General features: G+C 58.2%; 13 protein-coding genes. 8 read left to right on the forward strand and 5 right to left on the reverse strand.

Translation table 11 applies throughout. From position 1 onward, the window contains the following. Nucleotides 1-63: 63 nt before the first annotated feature. The 4 genes from ACO0LM_RS00965 to ACO0LM_RS00980 all read right to left on the reverse strand — a co-directional run bounded on the left by ACO0LM_RS00965 (nt 64) and on the right by ACO0LM_RS00980 (nt 3,544). Nucleotides 64-930: a branched-chain amino acid ABC transporter permease gene (locus tag ACO0LM_RS00965; protein WP_422981750.1), complete on the reverse strand. Its 867-nt coding sequence runs from the start codon at nt 928-930 to the stop codon at nt 64-66. Nucleotides 931-1,023: 93 nt separating this feature from the next. Next, entirely contained in the window at nt 1,024-2,226 is a 1,203-nt protein-coding gene (gene pcaF, locus ACO0LM_RS00970) for a 3-oxoadipyl-CoA thiolase (protein WP_423033447.1), read from the reverse strand. After that, nucleotides 2,223-2,882 carry a CoA transferase subunit B gene (locus tag ACO0LM_RS00975; RefSeq protein WP_423033449.1) on the reverse strand — a complete coding sequence of 220 codons (660 nt, stop codon included), beginning with the start codon at nt 2,880-2,882 and terminating at the stop codon, nt 2,223-2,225. Before ACO0LM_RS00975 ends, pcaF begins: the two co-directional genes overlap by 4 nt. Then, nucleotides 2,879-3,544 (reverse strand): 3-oxoacid CoA-transferase subunit A, encoded by a 666-nt coding sequence (locus ACO0LM_RS00980; protein WP_423033451.1) that lies wholly within the window; start codon nt 3,542-3,544, stop codon nt 2,879-2,881. Before ACO0LM_RS00980 ends, ACO0LM_RS00975 begins: the two co-directional genes overlap by 4 nt. A 135-nt stretch (nt 3,545-3,679) precedes the next feature. Between ACO0LM_RS00980 and ACO0LM_RS00985 the strand changes: the two genes are divergently transcribed. Further along, nucleotides 3,680-4,525, forward strand: a complete 846-nt coding sequence (locus ACO0LM_RS00985; protein ID WP_423033453.1) for an IclR family transcriptional regulator domain-containing protein — start codon at nt 3,680-3,682, stop codon at nt 4,523-4,525. A gap of 286 nt (nt 4,526-4,811) precedes the next feature. Next, on the forward strand, nt 4,812-5,987 hold the full coding sequence (locus tag ACO0LM_RS00990) for an ABC transporter substrate-binding protein (protein WP_423033455.1): 1,176 nt from the start codon (nt 4,812-4,814) through the stop codon (nt 5,985-5,987). Nucleotides 5,988-6,068: 81 nt separating this feature from the next. Here the strand turns inward: ACO0LM_RS00990 and ACO0LM_RS00995 are convergent, their stop codons facing one another. Then, nucleotides 6,069-7,877 (reverse strand): sigma 54-interacting transcriptional regulator, encoded by a 1,809-nt coding sequence (locus ACO0LM_RS00995; RefSeq protein ID WP_423033457.1) that lies wholly within the window; start codon nt 7,875-7,877, stop codon nt 6,069-6,071. Nucleotides 7,878-8,166: 289 nt separating this feature from the next. Between ACO0LM_RS00995 and ACO0LM_RS01000 the strand changes: the two genes are divergently transcribed. From ACO0LM_RS01000 to ACO0LM_RS01025, 6 genes are read left to right on the forward strand one after another with little or no spacing between them, the layout of a single operon-like run. Beyond that, nucleotides 8,167-9,636, forward strand: a complete 1,470-nt coding sequence (locus ACO0LM_RS01000; protein ID WP_423033459.1) for a benzaldehyde dehydrogenase — start codon at nt 8,167-8,169, stop codon at nt 9,634-9,636. 45 nt (nt 9,637-9,681) lie between these two features. Beyond that, entirely contained in the window at nt 9,682-10,449 is a 768-nt protein-coding gene (locus ACO0LM_RS01005) for a coniferyl-alcohol dehydrogenase (RefSeq protein ID WP_423033461.1), read from the forward strand. A 60-nt stretch (nt 10,450-10,509) separates the two neighbouring features. Continuing rightward, nucleotides 10,510-12,228 (forward strand): DUF1302 domain-containing protein, encoded by a 1,719-nt coding sequence (locus ACO0LM_RS01010; protein ID WP_423033463.1) that lies wholly within the window; start codon nt 10,510-10,512, stop codon nt 12,226-12,228. Nucleotides 12,229-12,241: 13 nt separating this feature from the next. After that, a complete protein-coding gene (locus ACO0LM_RS01015) occupies nt 12,242-13,600 on the forward strand; it encodes a DUF1329 domain-containing protein (RefSeq protein WP_423033465.1) in 1,359 nt (452 codons plus the stop codon). Nucleotides 13,601-13,615: 15 nt separating this feature from the next. Further along, a complete protein-coding gene (locus tag ACO0LM_RS01020) occupies nt 13,616-14,728 on the forward strand; it encodes a WD40/YVTN/BNR-like repeat-containing protein (protein WP_423033467.1) in 1,113 nt (370 codons plus the stop codon). A gap of 38 nt (nt 14,729-14,766) precedes the next feature. Next, entirely contained in the window at nt 14,767-17,226 is a 2,460-nt protein-coding gene (locus tag ACO0LM_RS01025) for an efflux RND transporter permease subunit (protein ID WP_423033469.1), read from the forward strand. Nucleotides 17,227-17,242: the final 16 nt, after the last annotated feature.

Below are 17,242 nucleotides of genomic sequence, written 5' to 3' on the forward strand. Positions count from 1 at the left end.
TTTGGGTGATGGTTATAGCTGACACGGCATCCCTAGCCTGGATGGCGGTTTCGGTGATGGCGTTCATGCTTTCCTCCGTATCAGGCCAGCCGGGAACAATATCAACAACAGCACCATCAGGCCGTAAATGACGAAGGCACCCACTTGCGGTACATAGTATTTTCCTGCCACGTCGAATACGCCCAGGATCAGCGCTGCCAACAGTGGTCCCTTGATCGTCCCGGCGCCACCTACCGCGACCACCAACAGGAAGTAAACCATATACTTGATCGGGAAGGTCGGGTCCAGCCCAAGCACGTCGATACCCAAGCCACCACCCAAACCGGCCAGGCCCGAACCCAGCGCGAAAGTCAGGCTAAACACCAGGCTGACATTGATGCCCAGGCCCGCAGCGGCCGTCTGGTTATCCACAGACGCACGGATCTGCGCGCCGAAACGGGTGCGTTCGATCAACAATCCCAGTGCCACTGTAACCAGCACCACCACACCAATCAGGAACAGGCGGTAGACGCCTATGTCCAATCCCAGCAGCGCTACCTGGCCGCGCAGCCAATCCGGCAGGGTGACCGGCTGCTGCGTCGGGCCGAACAACCAGGTGGCACCGGCCACCGACATGAAGGTAAGGCCGATGGAGAATAGCACCTGGTCCAGGTGGCTGGCCTGATAGAGACGACGATACAGCAGCCGTTCCAGCACCAGTCCCGTGATGGCGGATGCCAGGAAGGCCAGCGGCAGCGATGCCAGAAATGGCACGCCCAGGCGTGACAGCAATGTGACACTGACATACCCGCCCAGCATTGCAAAAGCACCGTGTGCCAGATTAATGAAGTTCATCATCCCCATCGTGACCGACAGGCCGACACTGATCAGAAACAAGAGGCTACCGTAGGCAATGCCGTCAAACAGTACACCGGCAAAATTGGCTAGCACGTCAGGCTCTCGTTTTGATTTTGTTTTTTCATTTATTGTCTCCGCTACTTCTCTACAAGTTACATGATTTGCATTCTTGCTTTACATTTTTTTTCACACTCTTTCAATGATCATTGCAATGCCCTGCCCCACGCCTATGCACATAGTACACAGCCCATAACGACCACCGCTGCGATGCAACTGGTAGCTTGCCGTGGTAACCAGGCGCGCGCCGCTCATTCCCAGCGGATGGCCCAGTGCGATGGCACCGCCGTTGGGATTGACGCGTGGGTCGTCGTCACGCAGGCCTAACTGGCGCAGCACGGCCAGGCCCTGCGCCGCAAAGGCTTCGTTCAGTTCTATCACGTCCATCTGCTCCAATGTCAGGCCGGTCTGGCGCAACAGCTTTTGCACCGCAGGTACCGGGCCGATACCCATCACACGCGGTGCCACACCGGCAGTCGCCATGCCGACGATGCGGGCCAAGGGCTTTAGTCCATACTGGAACGCCGCATCCGCATTGGCGATCAAGAGTGCGCAGGCACCGTCATTGATGCCAGACGCATTGCCAGCGGTAACACTGCCATCTGCTCTGACCACGCCTTTCAGCTTCGCCAATGCTTCCAGCGTGGTGGCACGCGGATGCTCGTCCTGGCGGAAGATGACAGGATCCCCTTTCTTTTGCGGCAGCGATACCGGAATAATTTCACGCGCAAAAACGTCTTCGGCGATGGCGATAGCAGCCTTGTTCTGGCTTGCCAGCGCAAACGCATCCTGGTCTGCGCGGCTGATGCCATAGTCGTGGGCGACGTTTTCTGCCGTTTCCGGCATGGTTTCGACGCCGTAAGCTTCCTTGAATGTCTTGTTGATGAAGCGCCAGCCCATGGTCGTATCTTGCAGTGACGCATTGCGCGCAAATGCCGAATCAGTTTTGCCCATGACGAATGGTGCACGCGTCATCGATTCGACACCGCCAGCGATCAACAGCCTGGCGTCACCAGCCTGGATGGCACGTGCCGCCGTACCGATGGCGTCCATTCCCGAACCACACAACCGGTTGATGGTGGCACCAGGCACTTCCTGTGGCAAGCCGGCCAGCAGTGCCGACATGCGTGCCACATTGCGGTTGTCTTCACCAGCCTGGTTGGCACAGCCATAGATGACGTCATCCACCACCGTCCAGTCGACGCCGGGATTGCGGCGCATCAGTTCACGCATCGGCAGTGCACCGAGGTCATCAGCGCGCACGTCCTTTAACGCGCCGCCGTAGCGACCGATGGGGGTTCGTACTGCATCACAGATATAGGCTTCGTTCATGTCATCCTCTCTTGTTTCAACGGTAACAGCGGTACGCCAGTGACGGCTTGCAGCGCTTCAAAGCTCAGACCAGGGGCCATCTCGCGTACTGCTAACCCTTGCGGCGTCACGTCCAGCACGGCCAGATCGGTATAGATGCGATTGACACAGGCCATGCCAGTCAAGGGATAACTGCACTGGCTGACAATCTTGCTCTCACCGGTCTTGGTCTGATGGTCCATCATTACAAACACTTGCTTGGCACCGATTGCCAGGTCCATGGCACCGCCGACGGCGGGTATGGCGTCGGCGGTGCCGGTATGCCAGTTGGCCAGGTCACCATTGGATGCTACCTGGAAAGCGCCCAGCACGCAGATATCCAAATGGCCACCGCGCATCATTGCGAACGAATCGCCATGGTGGAAGTAAGCACCGCCAGTCAGTAACGTGACAGGTTGTTTGCCGGCGTTGATCAGGTCTTCGTCTTCCTGACTTGCCGCCGGTGCAGGGCCCATGCCCAGCAGGCCGTTTTCGCTGTGCAGAAACACTTCACGCTCGGCGGGCAGATGGTCGGCCACCTTGGTCGGTAGGCCGATGCCCAGGTTGACATAGGCACCTTCAGGAATATCCTGCGCCACGCGGGCGGCCATCTGGTCGCGGGTATATTTGTGCGTCATGCTGCCTCCTTCACTACACGCTGGACAAAGATGCCTGGCGTGACGATCACTTCAGGATCGAGTTCACCTAGCGCGACCACCTGCCGCACTTGCGCAATAGTGGTCTTGGCCGCCATCGCCATGATGGGACCGAAATTACGGGCAGTCTTGCGATACACCAGGTTACCCCAGCGGTCGCCGTGCAATGCCTTGATCAGCGCGAAATCGGCATGGATCGGCGCTTCCAGCACATAGTGGCGACCATTGATGAGACGTGTCTCTTTGCCCTCTGCCAACTGCGTGCCGTAGCCGGTTGGCGAAAAAAAACCGCCAATACCGGCACCCGCAGCACGGATACGCTCAGCCAGGTTGCCTTGCGGGGTCAGTTCCAGTTCAATCTCGCCAGCGCGGTACAGGGCGTCGAAATGATGGGAGTCGGTCTGGCGCGGGAAGGAACAGATGATCTTGCGCACCCGTTTGCTCTTGAGCAGCGCGGCCAGCCCGGTTTCGCCATTGCCGGCGTTGTTGTTGACGATAGTGAGGTCGCGAGCACCCTGCGCAATCAGCGCATCGATCAGTGCGGACGGCATGCCAGCGTTGCCAAAGCCGCCGATCATGACCGTTGCACTATCGTGGATGTCAGCCACGGCGCGCTCCAGCGATTCAAAAGTCTTATCAATCATATGTTTGCCTTTGCAATTCATGTTGTGCGATAATCGAACAAATGATTGTTTATCGCACGAATAGTGTAACAACGTCGCGCCCCCAAGGTCAACAAATAAAACGATAGTACTTACCGACTGCATTAAAATCACGCCATGTCAAAGACCATCAAAGCCACCAAGATCAAGACCACTGCAGAAGCCGGGCAAGAACACGAACCAAGCATCTCGGAGCAAATCGACGCGATGACTGATCCCAGTTTCATGACCTCGCTGGCGCGCGGTCTGGCTGTAGTGCGCGCCTTCAGCGATTCACGCAAGCCGCAGACCATTGCCAACATCAGCCAGAAAACCGGGATTCCGCGTGCTGCCGTGCGGCGCTGCCTGCATACCTTGCGTGAACTGGGTTACGTGGATGCAGAGCTGAACAATTTTTCGCTGCGCCCCAAGGTGCTGACGCTGGGCTATTCCTACCTGTCGTCAACCCCGCTAACGGTGTCAGCTCAGCCTTACCTCAACAATATCAGCCGTAGCCTGAACGAATCGAGTTCACTGGCGGTGCTGGATGACGATGAAGTGCTATACGTCGCACGTGCCGCTACTTCGCGCGTGATGTCGGTGGCACTGAACACTGGCAGCCGCCTGCCCGCCTATTGCACTTCGCTGGGCCGTGTCATGCTGGCGCACCTGCCACCCGAGGATCTGGACCAATACCTGGCACGCACCAGGCTACGGGCAATGACGGAAAACACGGTGGTTAACCAGAAACGCCTGCGCGAAATACTGGCCAACGTGCGCCAGGCTGGCTACGCCATCAATGATGAGGAACTGGAACTGGGATTACGCTCCATCGCCGTACCGGTGCGCGGTGCATCCGGCACGGTGCTGGCGGCATTGAACGTCGGCGCACAAGCATCCCGCGTCAGCGTCAAGCAACTGGAACAAGAGTTCCTGCCAGTGCTGTTGCGCGGCGCACAAGAGCTTTCGATACTGCTGCCTTAGCACCTATTTACGATCTTGGCAGCAGTAGATGCGGTAACAAGTATTCAGGCTGCATTCTTCATTTTTGGATCATTTCTGGTCATATACGCGTCATTTTTAAAGTGTGCGATTATCGAACAATGGATTGTTAATCGCACATACATTGGATACTATGTATGCGGCAATGGCGATCAACAAAAGCCGCATCACAGTCATTGTAGGCATTACAGAATTAATGCCTGCCCTTGCCATTCTTCACAAAGAAAACAGAACACACAGAACGCATAGAACAATATAGGAGACCAGCATGACGATGAAAAAATTGGTATCGATGGCGACACTGACAGCTGTTGTATTGTTTGCGCTGCCACTGGCGTGGGCAGAGGACACTATCAAGATTGGCCTGATCGCCGCCTTCTCTGGCCCCTTCGCTGATTACGGTAAACAGATGGAAGGCGGCATCAAGACGTGGATGGCGCAAAACGGCAGCACCGTTGCAGGCAAAAAAATCGAGATCATCATCAAGGACACTACCGGGCCTTCGCCTGAAATCGCGAAGCGGGTGGCGCAGGAACTGGTGGTGCGCGACAAGGTCGACTTCCTGGCTGGCTTCAGCCTGACGCCGGAAGCGCTGGCTGTTGCCCCCATCGCCGAGCAAGCGAAGAAGCCGATGATCATCATGAATGCCGCCAGCTCGGCGATCACCACCAAGTCCAACTACATCGTCCGTTTTTCGATGACGCTAGCGCAGATTTCCGCACCCATGGCAACCTGGGCGGCGAAGAACAACATCAAGAAGGTAGTGACACTGGTGGCGGATTACGGCCCCGGCATTGATGCCGAAACGGCATTCAAGAATGAGTTTATCAAAGGTGGTGGCACGATCACTGAAGCAATCCGTGTTCCGCTGCGCAATCCGGAATTTGCACCCTACATTCAGCGCGTCAAGGACGCCAAGCCTGATGCCGTGTTCATTTTCGTGCCCGCCGGCGAACAAGGCGTCGCCTTCATGAAAGGCTACCGTGAACGTGGCCTGGCTGCGGCAGGCATCAAGGTGATCGCCACTGGCGACCTGACCGACGACCACGCATTGCCTGCCATGGGCGATACCACACTGGGCGTGATCACCACCTTCCACTATTCAGCAGCGCACAAATCACCAGAGAACCTGGCTTTCCTGAAGAATTTTGCTGCTGCCAATCCAGGCGCGGGTCGCCCCAGTTTCATGGCGGTGGCGGCATATGACGGCATGGCAGCGATCTATGAAGTGGTACGCAAATTGAACGGCAAGATTGATGGTGATCAGGCCATGGCTATCCTGAAGAATATCCAGCTCAACAGCCCGCGTGGCCCGATTGCCATCGATCCACAAACCCGCGATATCGTGCAGACAGTCTATGTGCGCAAGGTTGAAAAGGTCGGTGACGAATTCTACAACGTCGAATTTGACCAGTTCCTGAACCAAAAGGATCCTGGCAAATAAGGCGCAGTGAATATTTCCCGGAAGATCGTCTCCGCCCGCGTTCAACTGGCGGAGACAGGATGTATCATGTCAGGCCAGAATTCAGCCCTGCTGCAGTTTTTTCATCCTGTATGACAACTGTGGACGTGTCAGGCCCAGCATGCGTGCTGCTGCTGACAGATTGCCGTCAGCTCGTTCCACCGCCGCCAGTATCAAGGTACTTTCCAGATGATCCAGCGACCAGCCCTGGTTTTGTTCGGACGCTTGTTGCAGCATGGCAGGCAGCACGTCGAGCAGCGCACCGCTAGGCGGCGCTTCCGCTGCGGCGGCACCGTGACCCGTCAGGCGGCCTGTCTGTGCCAGCGAGAAATATGAGGTTTGCGATTCTTCGCCGCTGGTGAACAGATGAGGCAGATCGATAGGGCCATCTTCGTTGGCAAAGATGACGCCGCGCTCGACCAGGTTTTGCAGCTCGCGGATATTGCCAGGGAAGTGATAGTTGAGCAAGGCATCAACCGCACGTGCAGTAAAGCCGATCACACGGCGCTGATGCTTTTGACCATAATGGCGCATGAAGTAACCCATCAACAGCGGGATGTCGTCGCGCCGGTCCCGCAGTGGTGGCAAGTGGATGGGGAACACGTTCAGGCGGAAGAACAAGTCTTCGCGAAAGCGCCCCTGTTGTATCTCTTCGCGCAGATTGACGTTGGTTGCTGCCACCAGCCGCACATCCACCTTCACGCTGCGCACACCCCCTACCCGTTCAATCTCGCCCTCTTGCAATGCCCGTAACAGCTTGCCCTGCGCGACCAGGCTGAGTGTTCCTATCTCGTCAAGAAACAAGGTGCCGCCCGAGGCGCGCTCGAAGCGGCCTGGTCGTGACTGGCTGGCACCAGTGTAGGCACCACGTTCCACACCAAACAATTCAGATTCAATGAGTGTCTCGGGGATCGCTGCGCAATTGACCGCCACAAACGGCTGTGCCTTACGGGCGCTGATCTGGTGCAGCATGTGGGCGAACAACTCTTTACCGACGCCGGATTCGCCGGTGAACAGCACCGTGGCAACCGTCGGCGCGACGCGTTTAAGCATATGACAAGCCGCGTTGAAGGCCGACGATACGCCTACCATCTCCTTCTCTCCGTAAGACCGTTCGTCATCGCCCGGCAGCACTGCGGCCTGCTGATGTTGCCCGGATCTGCCGTAAGCAGTGGTGCTGACAAAGGATTCCGCGTTCAGAAAACGCAAGTCTTCTTCGACGTTTTCCCATTCATCAGCGGGCTTGCCAATCAGGCGGCAATGTTTGTGACCCATGGATGTGCACTCGACCTCGCGGTAGATGATCAAGCGTCCTATCATCGCGCTGGTGTAGCCCATGGCGTAGCCAGTCTGCATCCAGCACGCTGGCTCGGTACCAATACCGAAATCGGCTGTGTGTACCTCGTCTTCACTGGAGTGATGCCATAGGAATTCGCCGTGATAGGTGCCACGCTCGACATCGAATTCAAAATGCAGCGGCTCGACCTTGACGGCTCCTTCCAATGAGTGCATGCGTGGTCCGGCGGCAAACAGCGTGCTGGCATCGGCATCCGGCCAGCGCTCGCGCAGCAACTGGGCGTCACGCGCACCGGCAGAATAACCGACCCGCGTCAGCAAACCACGCGTGCGTTCCGATCCTATGCTCTCCAGCAGTTCGCGTCGCAACGCGCCAAGGGAAGTGGTATGCAACAACTGCATACGCTGGCCGTTGAGCCAGATGCGCCCGTCGCCTGGCGAAAAGTGCAGACTTTGCGTGAGATCTTCCAGCGTTGGCGCTGCGCCTGCATCAAGTTGCACGTTATCGCCATGGTTCAGCATCTTGCCGGTGGCGCGCGATACGTCAGACAGCGATACGCGATGGGGTTTGCTCATGTCTCCACTTTCATCGTCTTTTATCAAATCATACATCGGTAAATCTCCAGTTTGATCATTTCATCAATCGCCAGCGCGATATCTTTTTTGCTGCGGCGCGCCACATCAGCTCCATCAGCATCGCAGTAACACAGTGCAGCAAGCACTTGGTGCGTCGCAATAATGTCGCCACACAGGGAGCTGGCACATAACTTGTAATAGCTAAGACAAAAGCGGCAAGCAGACTTTCATGCAACAAACATGCAAGCAGACTGACTTTCCCACCATCCCTTAATCAACAGGAGACAACATGACTGACGCTAATGCATTTTTGCGCCCCGCGATCTGGCAAGACCGCATCTTCAATGGTGACTGGATCACTGCCAAGGGCGGCAAGCACACCTTTACCGAACCCGCTACTGGCGAACAACTTGGCCGCATCGGTCTGGCGAATGCCGACGATGTAGCACTGGCCGCCGCACAAGCACGCGCAGCGCAAACCGCGTGGGCCAGCAGCGACTACAAGGAACGTGCAGCCATCTTCCGCAAGGCGGCGGCGCTGATCACCGAACATCACGACGAGCTGGCCGTATGGATAGTGCGTGAGACCGGCGCAATTCGTCCCAAAGCCGACCTGGAGCTGCGTGAAGCAGGTGCACATCTGCAGGAAGCCGCAGCAATGCTGACCCAGCCCAAAGGGCAACTACTGGCATCGGGCAGCGGCCAGATGAGTATCGCGCGCCGTGTACCGCATGGCGTGGTCGGTGTGATCTCGCCTTTCAACTTCCCCCTTATCTTGTCGATCCGCTCGATCGCACCAGCGCTTGCGACCGGCAATGCGGTAGTGCACAAGCCAGACCTGCAAACGCCGGTCAGTGGTGGTGTGTTGATCGCCCGTATCTTCGAAGCAGCCGGTTTGCCGAAAGGCGTGCTGCATGTGCTGCCTGGTGCCGCCGAAGCTGGCCAGGCCATGTGCAGCCATCCCGATATTGCCATGATCGCCTTTACCGGTTCGACCGCTGTGGGTCGCAGCATAGGCGAAGTAGCTGGCCGCAACCTGAAAAAGATGTCACTGGAACTGGGTGGTAAAAACTCGCTGATTATCCTCGACGATGCCGACCCCGACATTGCCGCCGCCAACGTGGCCTGGGGTGCTTACTTGCATCAGGGGCAGATCTGCATGGCCTCTGGCCGCATCCTGCTCCAGCGCGGCATCGCCGACGCCGTCATAGAAAGGGTGGTTGCCAAGGCACGTCATTTGCCGGTGGGCGATCCGATGAAGGGCCAGGTTGCACTGGGACCGTTGATCAATGCACGCCAGGTGCAGCGCCTGCATGGCATTGTCGAAGACAGCGTAGCCGCCGGTGCCACCCTGCTGGCTGGCGGCAGTTACGACCGGCAGTTCTACCAACCTACAGTACTGACCGGTGTCCGGCCCGGCATGCGTTGTTTCGAAGAAGAGCTGTTCGGCCCCGTCGCATCGATCACCGTGTTCGACACCGACCAGGAAGCGATAGCCCTGGCTTCGGCCACCAGTGGCTGTCTGGCACTGGGCGTGATTACACCGACTCTGGCACGCGGCATGTACATCGTGGATCGCGTGCCAGCTGGCCACGTCCACATCAATGACCAGACTGTGCTGGCCGAAGCGCACGCGCCATTCGGTGGCGGTGGCAGTTCTGGTAACGGTGGCCGCCACGGCGGGACTGTTGACTGGGACGAATTCACCCAATGGCAGTGGCTGACTATGAAAACCGAAGCGCCACGCTATCCATTCTGACTCTTCGACCCAACATCAACAACACAACATCACCCAGGAGACAACATGAAATTACGTAACAAGACCATCGTCGTCACCGGTGCCGCCTCCGGCATCGGTGCCGAGGTAGCACGTTTGGCGCGTTTTGAAGGTGCCACCGTGATCGGCATGGACCGCAATGAACCGGGGCTGACACTGGACGGTTTCGTCGCCGTCGACATGGGGCAGACAGCCAGCATCGATGCGGCTATCGCCAAACTGCCGCAACGTGTGGACGCGCTGTGCAACATCGCTGGCGTGCCAGGCACTGCTGACCCGGCGTTGCTGGCGCGTGTCAATTACCTGGGCCTGCGTCACTTGACCGAAGGTGTATTGCCACGCATGCCGGCTGGCGGCTCGATTGTCAACGTCGCCTCCATCCTGGGGGCGGAATGGCCAGCGCGCACTGCCCTGCACAAGGAACTGGCAGCCACAAATAGCTTCGCCGCTGGCCTAGCCTGGCTGGAAGCCCACCCGGTTCCGGCTGACACCTGCTACCAGTACTTCAAGGAAGCCTTGATCGTCTGGACCTATGCGCAATCGCAGCCTTGGTTCCTGGAGCATTCTGTGCGCATGAATTGCGTGGCACCCGGCCCGGTCTTCACACCTATCCTGGGCGACTTCATATCCATGCTGGGTGAAGAACGCGTGCAGCGTGATGCCCACCGCATGAAGCGCCCGGCCTACGCAGACGAAGTGGCCGCTGCCATCAGCTTCCTGTGCAGTGACGACGCGCGCTGGATCAGCGGTGTCAACCTGCCTGTCGACGGAGGACTGGTCTCAACTTTTATCTGATGCATCCCATCCGTCCGGCTGCACGTTAGCGGCCACACAACTATAATGAGGAGACTGTACATGCAAGCGAATAAACGCCTGAGTCTGGAATATCCAACCCTGTTGGCACTGGCTGTGGCAGCCATACTACCGACCACCCACGCCTATGCCTACGAGTTCGAGACCGACAACCCTGATCTCAAGATCAGCTGGAACAATACCTTTAAATACAGCACCGCTTATCGCCTGAAAGATGCTGATACGCGTCTGCTGGCCGGCGGCTATCCATCAGCCGGCCCTGGCGATTTCACCGGCTATAACCTCGACGACGGTAACCAGAACTTCCGTAACAAGGGTATCGTCTCAAACCGCATCGACTGGCTGTCCGAGTTCGATGCCGGTACCCGCAACCTGGGCATGCGTATTAGCGCTGCAGCGTGGTACGACACCGTCTACAACCGTAGCAACGACAATGCTTCCTATGGAAGCAACGCCGCAACCTTGCTCGGTAACGCCGGCAACAGCTTTACTGACGGCACCCGTACGCTGCATGGCCGCAATGCAGAACTGCTGGATGCCTTCGTCTTCGCCAAGGGCACACTGGGTGAATTGCCGGGTACCGTGCGCGTTGGCCGCCACACGCTGCAATATGGCGAGAGCCTGTTCTTCGGTGCCAACGGTATCGCCAATGCACAAGGACCGGTGGATCTGGTCAAACTGCTCAGTGTACCGGGCGCGCAGTTCAAGGAAATCCTGCGTCCGGTCAACCAGATCTCCGGCCAACTGCAGGTGCTGCCCAATGTGTCGATTGGTGGCTACTACCAGTTGGAATGGCGTTCAACGCAGATTCCTGGTGTCGGCAGCTATCTCAGTTCCTACGATGCGGCAGGTGCTGGTAGCAGTGCTTTCCTGGTGGCCCCAACCAATAGTGGCGCGCCAGCTTTCTATACCGTTGCAGATATGAAGGCGAAAAATTCTGGTCAGGGTGGCCTGCAGGTCAAGTTCACACCTGCCGGTTCGGACGTCGAGTATGGTCTGTACGCCGCGCGCTACCATGACAAGACGCCCTACTTCTACCTCCGGTTTTCACCCAGCTTCCCACCTGGCGCACCATCCGCCGTGCAAGCTGTGTACGCGGAAGGCATCCGTACTTTCGGTGCCAGCGCCAGTACAGTGCTGCTGGGCGCAAACGTGGCAGCCGAAATCTCGGTACGCCGCAACACGCCATTGGTCAGTGATCCTACACCCAACTTTTTATCCAAAGCCGGCACCGGCGTCTTTGCTGACAATAGCGGCAACCCGGCCTATGCGGTCGGTAACACGGCCCACGTCAACCTGTCGGCGATTTACGTAATGCCAACCACCGCGTTGTTCCAGGGGGCGTCACTGCTCGGCGAATTGGCATGGAACCGCGCTACCAGTGTTACCTGGCAGGGCTCGCTCGATCCCAACACCACACGCGACGCCACTTCGGCGCGCATGATCTTCGAACCGTCGTATTACCAGGTGATCGATGGACTCGATCTGTCGGTCCCGATCGGGCTTGGCTACAACATCGATGGTCGCTCGCGTGCCATATTTAACTTCAACGGCGGCAGTTCTCACGGCGGTGATTTTAATATCGGCATCAACGCCACCTACCGCCAGGACTGGAAGATCGGCATCAACTACGTGCGCTTCCTCGGCGCGGCAGGCACCTTCCTGAAGAATAATCCGGCCACCAAAACACCGATACTGAGCTACGCCCAGTCGCTGGCAGACCGCGACTACCTCTCCTTCACTATCAAACGTGCATTCTAAGGACAAAACCAAAATGAAGACGACTATCAAATTCGCTGCCGCCGCCCTGACCCTGGCTTTCACCCTGCCAGATGCCGGCGCAGCCGTCACCGCCGATGAAGCGGCCAAACTGCATACCACCCTGACACCGCTGGGTGCAGAAAAAGCAGGTAACAAGGAAGGCAGCATCCCGGCCTGGGAAGGTGTCTACACCAAGGTGCAACCCGGCTTCAAGCCCGGTGACTTTCGCGTTGATCCCTTTGCCAGCGAGAAGCCGGCGCTTGCCATTACCGGCAAGAATGTCGACCAGTACGCGGCCAAGCTGTCGGCTGCTACTGTGGCGCTGCTCAAAAAATATCCGACCTACCGGCTCGACGTTTTCCCTACCCACCGCACCGGTGGTGCGCCATCCTGGGTGTACGACAACACGTTCAAGAACGCTACCCGCGCCAAGTCGATTGACGGCGGTTTCGGCGTGGAAGGCGCGTACGGCGGTATTCCCTTCCCGATTCCGAAAACCGGCTACGAAGCAATCATGAACCACCGTTTGGCCTGGACCGGCGAAACGATACAGTTGCCGATCCGTACCATCATCGTCACGCCGGATGGCAAACGTGCCATGGCCACCGAAGCCGAACAGACACTGATGCGCCCTTACTACTTCAAGGAAGGCAGTCTGGAAAAGTTCGATGGCATCACTCAGTACGGACGCCTGATCACCCGTGCGCCAGCGTCCAAGGCGGGCGAAGGCATCCTGGCCTATGATGGTATCGACGAAGCCCACCCTCGCGCCATCTGGCAATACCTGGTCGGCCAGCGCCGCGTACGCCGTGCGCCATCGGTGTCTTACGATACGCCAGACTCGGTGACGTCGGGTATTGGCCTGTTCGATGAAGCGTTCATGCTGTTTGGACCTATCGATCATCACGAGCTGAAACTGATCGGTAAAAAGGAGATGTACATCCCCTACAACAATAACCGGGCTGGTGCCGCCAAGATCGCCGATCTGGTCGGCCCACAGTTCCTCAATCCAGACCTGGTGCGCTGGGAATTGCACCGTGTATGGGAAGTGGAAGCAAATCTGATTCCCGGCAAACGTCACGTAGTGGCCAAGCGCCGCTACTACCTGGATGAGGATACCTGGCAGATCGTCATGATCGACGGCTATGATGCCCAAGGCCAAATCTGGCGCGGCAACTACACCTTGACGTTGTTGGCACCAGACCTGCCAGCCGTGCTGGGTAACATCATGTGGGGTACCTACAATGTGCAGACCGGTGCTTATCTGCTGAACGAAGCTTCGAACGATATGTCGTCCCAGGTTAAAGCCATCCCTCGTCTTCCGAGCAGCTATTTCGGACCGGAAGAGCTGGCCAACCAAGGCTCGCGCTAAGTGAAGGAGCGAACGATGGCCAGATTGAATCCCGGCGCACTGTCTGTGATGTTCGGCGCTTGTGCCACCCTGGTACTGGCGACGACCGCTGTGGCGGAGGGCGTCACTGCCGCCGCAGTACCGGTCGCGCTGAGTCAGCCTGCCCTGCTCACCCCCAAGGCCCTGGGGGCAGCCATGCTGGCTGTGGCCAGCGCGGGCAAGCGACTGGTGGCTGCTGGTGAACGCGGCACCATCTTGTACTCGGACGATGCTGGCCGGAACTGGTTGCAAGCCAGGGTGCCGGTCAGTGTCAGCCTGACGGCGTTGAAGTTTGTCGACGACAAACAGGGCTGGGCAGTCGGTCATCAGGGCGTGGTGCTGCACAGTGCTGACGGCGGTGTCACCTGGAGCAAACAGTTGGATGGTATCCACGTGGCGGCGCTGGCGGTGCGCGCCGCCGCTGCGATGACGGGTCCGGAACAGCAGCGGGCACAAGCCGATGCCCAGCATCTGGTGGACGATGGCCCGGACAAGCCCTTTCTCGATCTGTACTTCGACAGCGCCAGCAGTGGCTACGTGTTGGGTGCGTATAACCTGATGCTCAGGACTACGGATGGCGGCGCGACGTGGCAGCCTTGGCAAAGCCGTGTCGCCAATCCCAAGGGCTTGCACCTGTATGGCATGCAAGGTACCGGTGGCGCACTGTATCTGGCTGGCGAGCAGGGACTGTTACTACGGTCTACCGACCAGGGTGCCAGCTTCGTCACGCTTGCCACACCTTACAAGGGTAGCTATTTCGGCCTGCTCGCTACTCGCAGCGGTGCGCTACTGGCCTATGGCTTGCGCGGCAATGCCTGGTGGTCTGGCGACCAGGGCATCAGTTGGAACAAGGTCGATACCGGTATCCAGGCCTCGCTGGCCGGTGGTGCCGAATTGGCCGACGGCACGCTGGTACTGGTCAGCCAGGGCGGCGATGTGCTGCTCAGCCGTGACCAGGGTCGCAGCTTCGTTGCACAAACCGGTGGCAGCTTGCCTCCGGCTTTGCCGCTGGCGGCAGTAGCACAAGCCAATGATGGTGCACTGGTGGTGGCTGGCCTGCGCGGCCTGCGCCGCGTAGCGATGGCGACATCATCGGTACGGCAGCAATAGCCGCGCCCCTTTTCTCATATGAATACCGTTGGAGCATCATGAATACAGACCAAGATTTGGAACAACAGCCTGTGGTACGGCGACTGCAGGATTTCGATACCAGCTCCGGCAATCTGGGCGAGCGTGCGCTGTTCAACTACCGGCCGCTGGTGATATTGCTATGCTTGCTGGCGACTATCGTGCTGGGTTACCAGGCGACGCGCATCAAGCTCAATGCCAGTTTTGAAAAGATGATTCCCAGCGCCCATCCCTATGTGCTTAACTACCTGGCCAACAAGTCCGACCTGAATGGCCTGGGCAATTCGGTGCGGATTGCAGTCGAAGCGAAGGATGGAACGATCTATGACCGCGCCTATCTCGATACCCTGCAACGCCTGAACGATGAACTGTTCCTGTTGCCGGGCGTGGACCGTCCGTTCATGAAATCCTTGTGGACGCCTGGCACGCGCTGGGCTTCGGTCACCGAGGATGGCCTGGACGGCGGCACCGTGATCCCGGATGGTTACGATGGTACGCCCGCCAGTCTGGCGCAGTTGCGTGCCAATGTCGCACGCTCCGGCGAGATCGGCCAGTTGGTGGCGGCCGATTTCAAGTCCAGCATCGTCTTCGTACCGCTGATGGAACTGAATCCGCAGACCGGTCAGTCGCTCGATTATGGCGCGCTGTCTGAACGTCTGGAGCAGATCCGCACCAAGTACGAGAAGGAAGGCGTACGCATTCATATCACTGGTTTCGCCAAGATTGTAGGCGATCTGATCGAGGGCCTGCAGCAGGTGCTGCTGTTCTTCGTGCTGGCCATCGCCATCGCCGGTGGTGTGTTGTTCTGGTACACCCGCTGCTGGCGCAGCACCACACTGGTGGTGGTGTGCTCGCTGGTGGCCGTGTTGTGGCAGTGCGGTTTGCTGGCCACACTGCATTACGAACTTGACCCCTACTCCATCCTGGTGCCTTTCCTGGTATTCGCCATTGGCATGAGCCACGGTGCGCAGAAGATGAACGGTATCATGCAGGACGTTGGCCGTGGCACGCACCGCGTGGTGGCTGCGCGTTACACCTTCCGTCGCCTGTTCGCCGCAGGCCTGACGGCGCTGCTGTGCGATGCCGTCGGCTTCGCCGTGTTGGTCAGTATCCGCATCAAGGTGATTCAGGACCTGGCCATTATTGCCAGTATCGGCGTGGCAGTGCTGATCTTCACCAACCTGGTGCTGCTGCCAGTATTGCTATCCTATACAGGTGTCAGTGCCAGGGCAGCCGTGCGCAGCCTGCAGGCCGACAACACCACTCAACCACGGTTGTGGACTTTCCTTGACCGTTTCACCCAGCGCCGCTGGGCTACAGTCACGGTCGTTGCCAGTCTGTTGCTGGGTGGCCTGGGCTATCTCTACAGCCTGAACCTGAAGGTAGGTGACCTTGATCCTGGCGCGCCCGAACTGCGTGCCGACTCGCGCTACAATCGTGACAACGGCTTCATGGTCACCAATTATGCGGCCAGTTCAGACATCCTGGTGGTCATGATCAAGACGCCGCCCGACCAGTGCACGCAATACGGCACGCTGGCCAGTGTGGACGCGCTGGCCTGGCAACTGGAACAACTTCCAGGTGTTGACTCAAGCAACTCGATGGCAGCACTCAGCAAGCTGGCCACCATCGGCTACAACGAAGGTAATTTCAAATGGTACGACCTGATACCGAATGCCGGTGCACTAGGTGCAGTACAGACGCGCGCACCACGTGAGCTGTTTAACCAGAGTTGCTCTTTGTTGTCACTGTATGTCTACCTGAAGGATCACAAGGCCGCCACACTGACACGTGTAGTGGATGCAGTTGAGGCCTTTGCCGCAGCGCATAACACGCCAGAGGTGCAGTTCCAGCTGGCCGCTGGCAGCGCTGGCATCGAAGCTGCTACCAACATCGTCGTCAAGCAGGCCATGCATGACATGCTGTTCTGGGTGTATGGCGCAGTGATCCTGCTGTGCTATGCCACTTTCCGCAACTGGCGTGCGGTGGTGGTGGCGATCTTGCCGCTGGTGCTGACCTCGATCCTGTGTGAAGTATTGATGGTGATACTGGGCATGGGTGTGAAAGTCGCGACCCTGCCGGTCATCGCACTCGGGGTGGGCATTGGCGTCGATTATGCGCTGTATGTGTTGAGCGTGATGTTAAGCCGTATGCGTGCTGGTGCCAACTTGTCCGAAGCTTACATGCATGCGTTGCAATTTACCGGACGAGTAGTGATACTGACCGGCGTGACGCTGGCGGTGGCGGTGGCTACGTGGCTGTTTTCGTCAATCAAATTCCAGGCTGACATGGGCATATTGCTGGCTTTCATGTTCTTGTGGAATATGGTGGGGGCGCTGGTATTGGTGCCGGCACTGGCGCATTTTCTGATGCCACAGACGGCGCAACAAGCACAACAGGCGCAGCAAAAACAGCAAGACCGGCTGCCAGCACCTGAGGCTACGCCAGACCATGTCCGCTTGCGCGAGAACGTGCTGTGAACGTGCTGAAACGGCT

This window comes from Undibacterium sp. Di26W (assembly GCF_049340265.1).
GTDB lineage: Bacteria > Pseudomonadota > Gammaproteobacteria > Burkholderiales > Burkholderiaceae_D > Undibacterium.

What these genes read in the sequence shown, in the direction of transcription:
- ACO0LM_RS00980 (WP_423033451.1), bottom strand. Translation starts at nt 3,544, where the DNA reads ATGATTGATAAGACTTTTGAATCGCTGGAGCGCGCCGTGGCTGACATC.
- ACO0LM_RS01010 (WP_423033463.1), top strand. Translation starts at nt 10,510, where the DNA reads ATGCAAGCGAATAAACGCCTGAGTCTGGAATATCCAACCCTGTTGGCA.
- ACO0LM_RS01020 (WP_423033467.1), top strand. Translation starts at nt 13,616, where the DNA reads ATGGCCAGATTGAATCCCGGCGCACTGTCTGTGATGTTCGGCGCTTGT.
- ACO0LM_RS00995 (WP_423033457.1), bottom strand. Translation starts at nt 7,877, where the DNA reads ATGAGCAAACCCCATCGCGTATCGCTGTCTGACGTATCGCGCGCCACC.
- ACO0LM_RS01015 (WP_423033465.1), top strand. Translation starts at nt 12,242, where the DNA reads ATGAAGACGACTATCAAATTCGCTGCCGCCGCCCTGACCCTGGCTTTC.
- ACO0LM_RS01005 (WP_423033461.1), top strand. Translation starts at nt 9,682, where the DNA reads ATGAAATTACGTAACAAGACCATCGTCGTCACCGGTGCCGCCTCCGGC.
- ACO0LM_RS01025 (WP_423033469.1), top strand. Translation starts at nt 14,767, where the DNA reads ATGAATACAGACCAAGATTTGGAACAACAGCCTGTGGTACGGCGACTG.
- ACO0LM_RS00975 (WP_423033449.1), bottom strand. Translation starts at nt 2,882, where the DNA reads ATGACGCACAAATATACCCGCGACCAGATGGCCGCCCGCGTGGCGCAG.
- ACO0LM_RS01000 (WP_423033459.1), top strand. Translation starts at nt 8,167, where the DNA reads ATGACTGACGCTAATGCATTTTTGCGCCCCGCGATCTGGCAAGACCGC.
- ACO0LM_RS00985 (WP_423033453.1), top strand. Translation starts at nt 3,680, where the DNA reads ATGTCAAAGACCATCAAAGCCACCAAGATCAAGACCACTGCAGAAGCC.
- ACO0LM_RS00990 (WP_423033455.1), top strand. Translation starts at nt 4,812, where the DNA reads ATGACGATGAAAAAATTGGTATCGATGGCGACACTGACAGCTGTTGTA.
- pcaF (WP_423033447.1), bottom strand. Translation starts at nt 2,226, where the DNA reads ATGAACGAAGCCTATATCTGTGATGCAGTACGAACCCCCATCGGTCGC.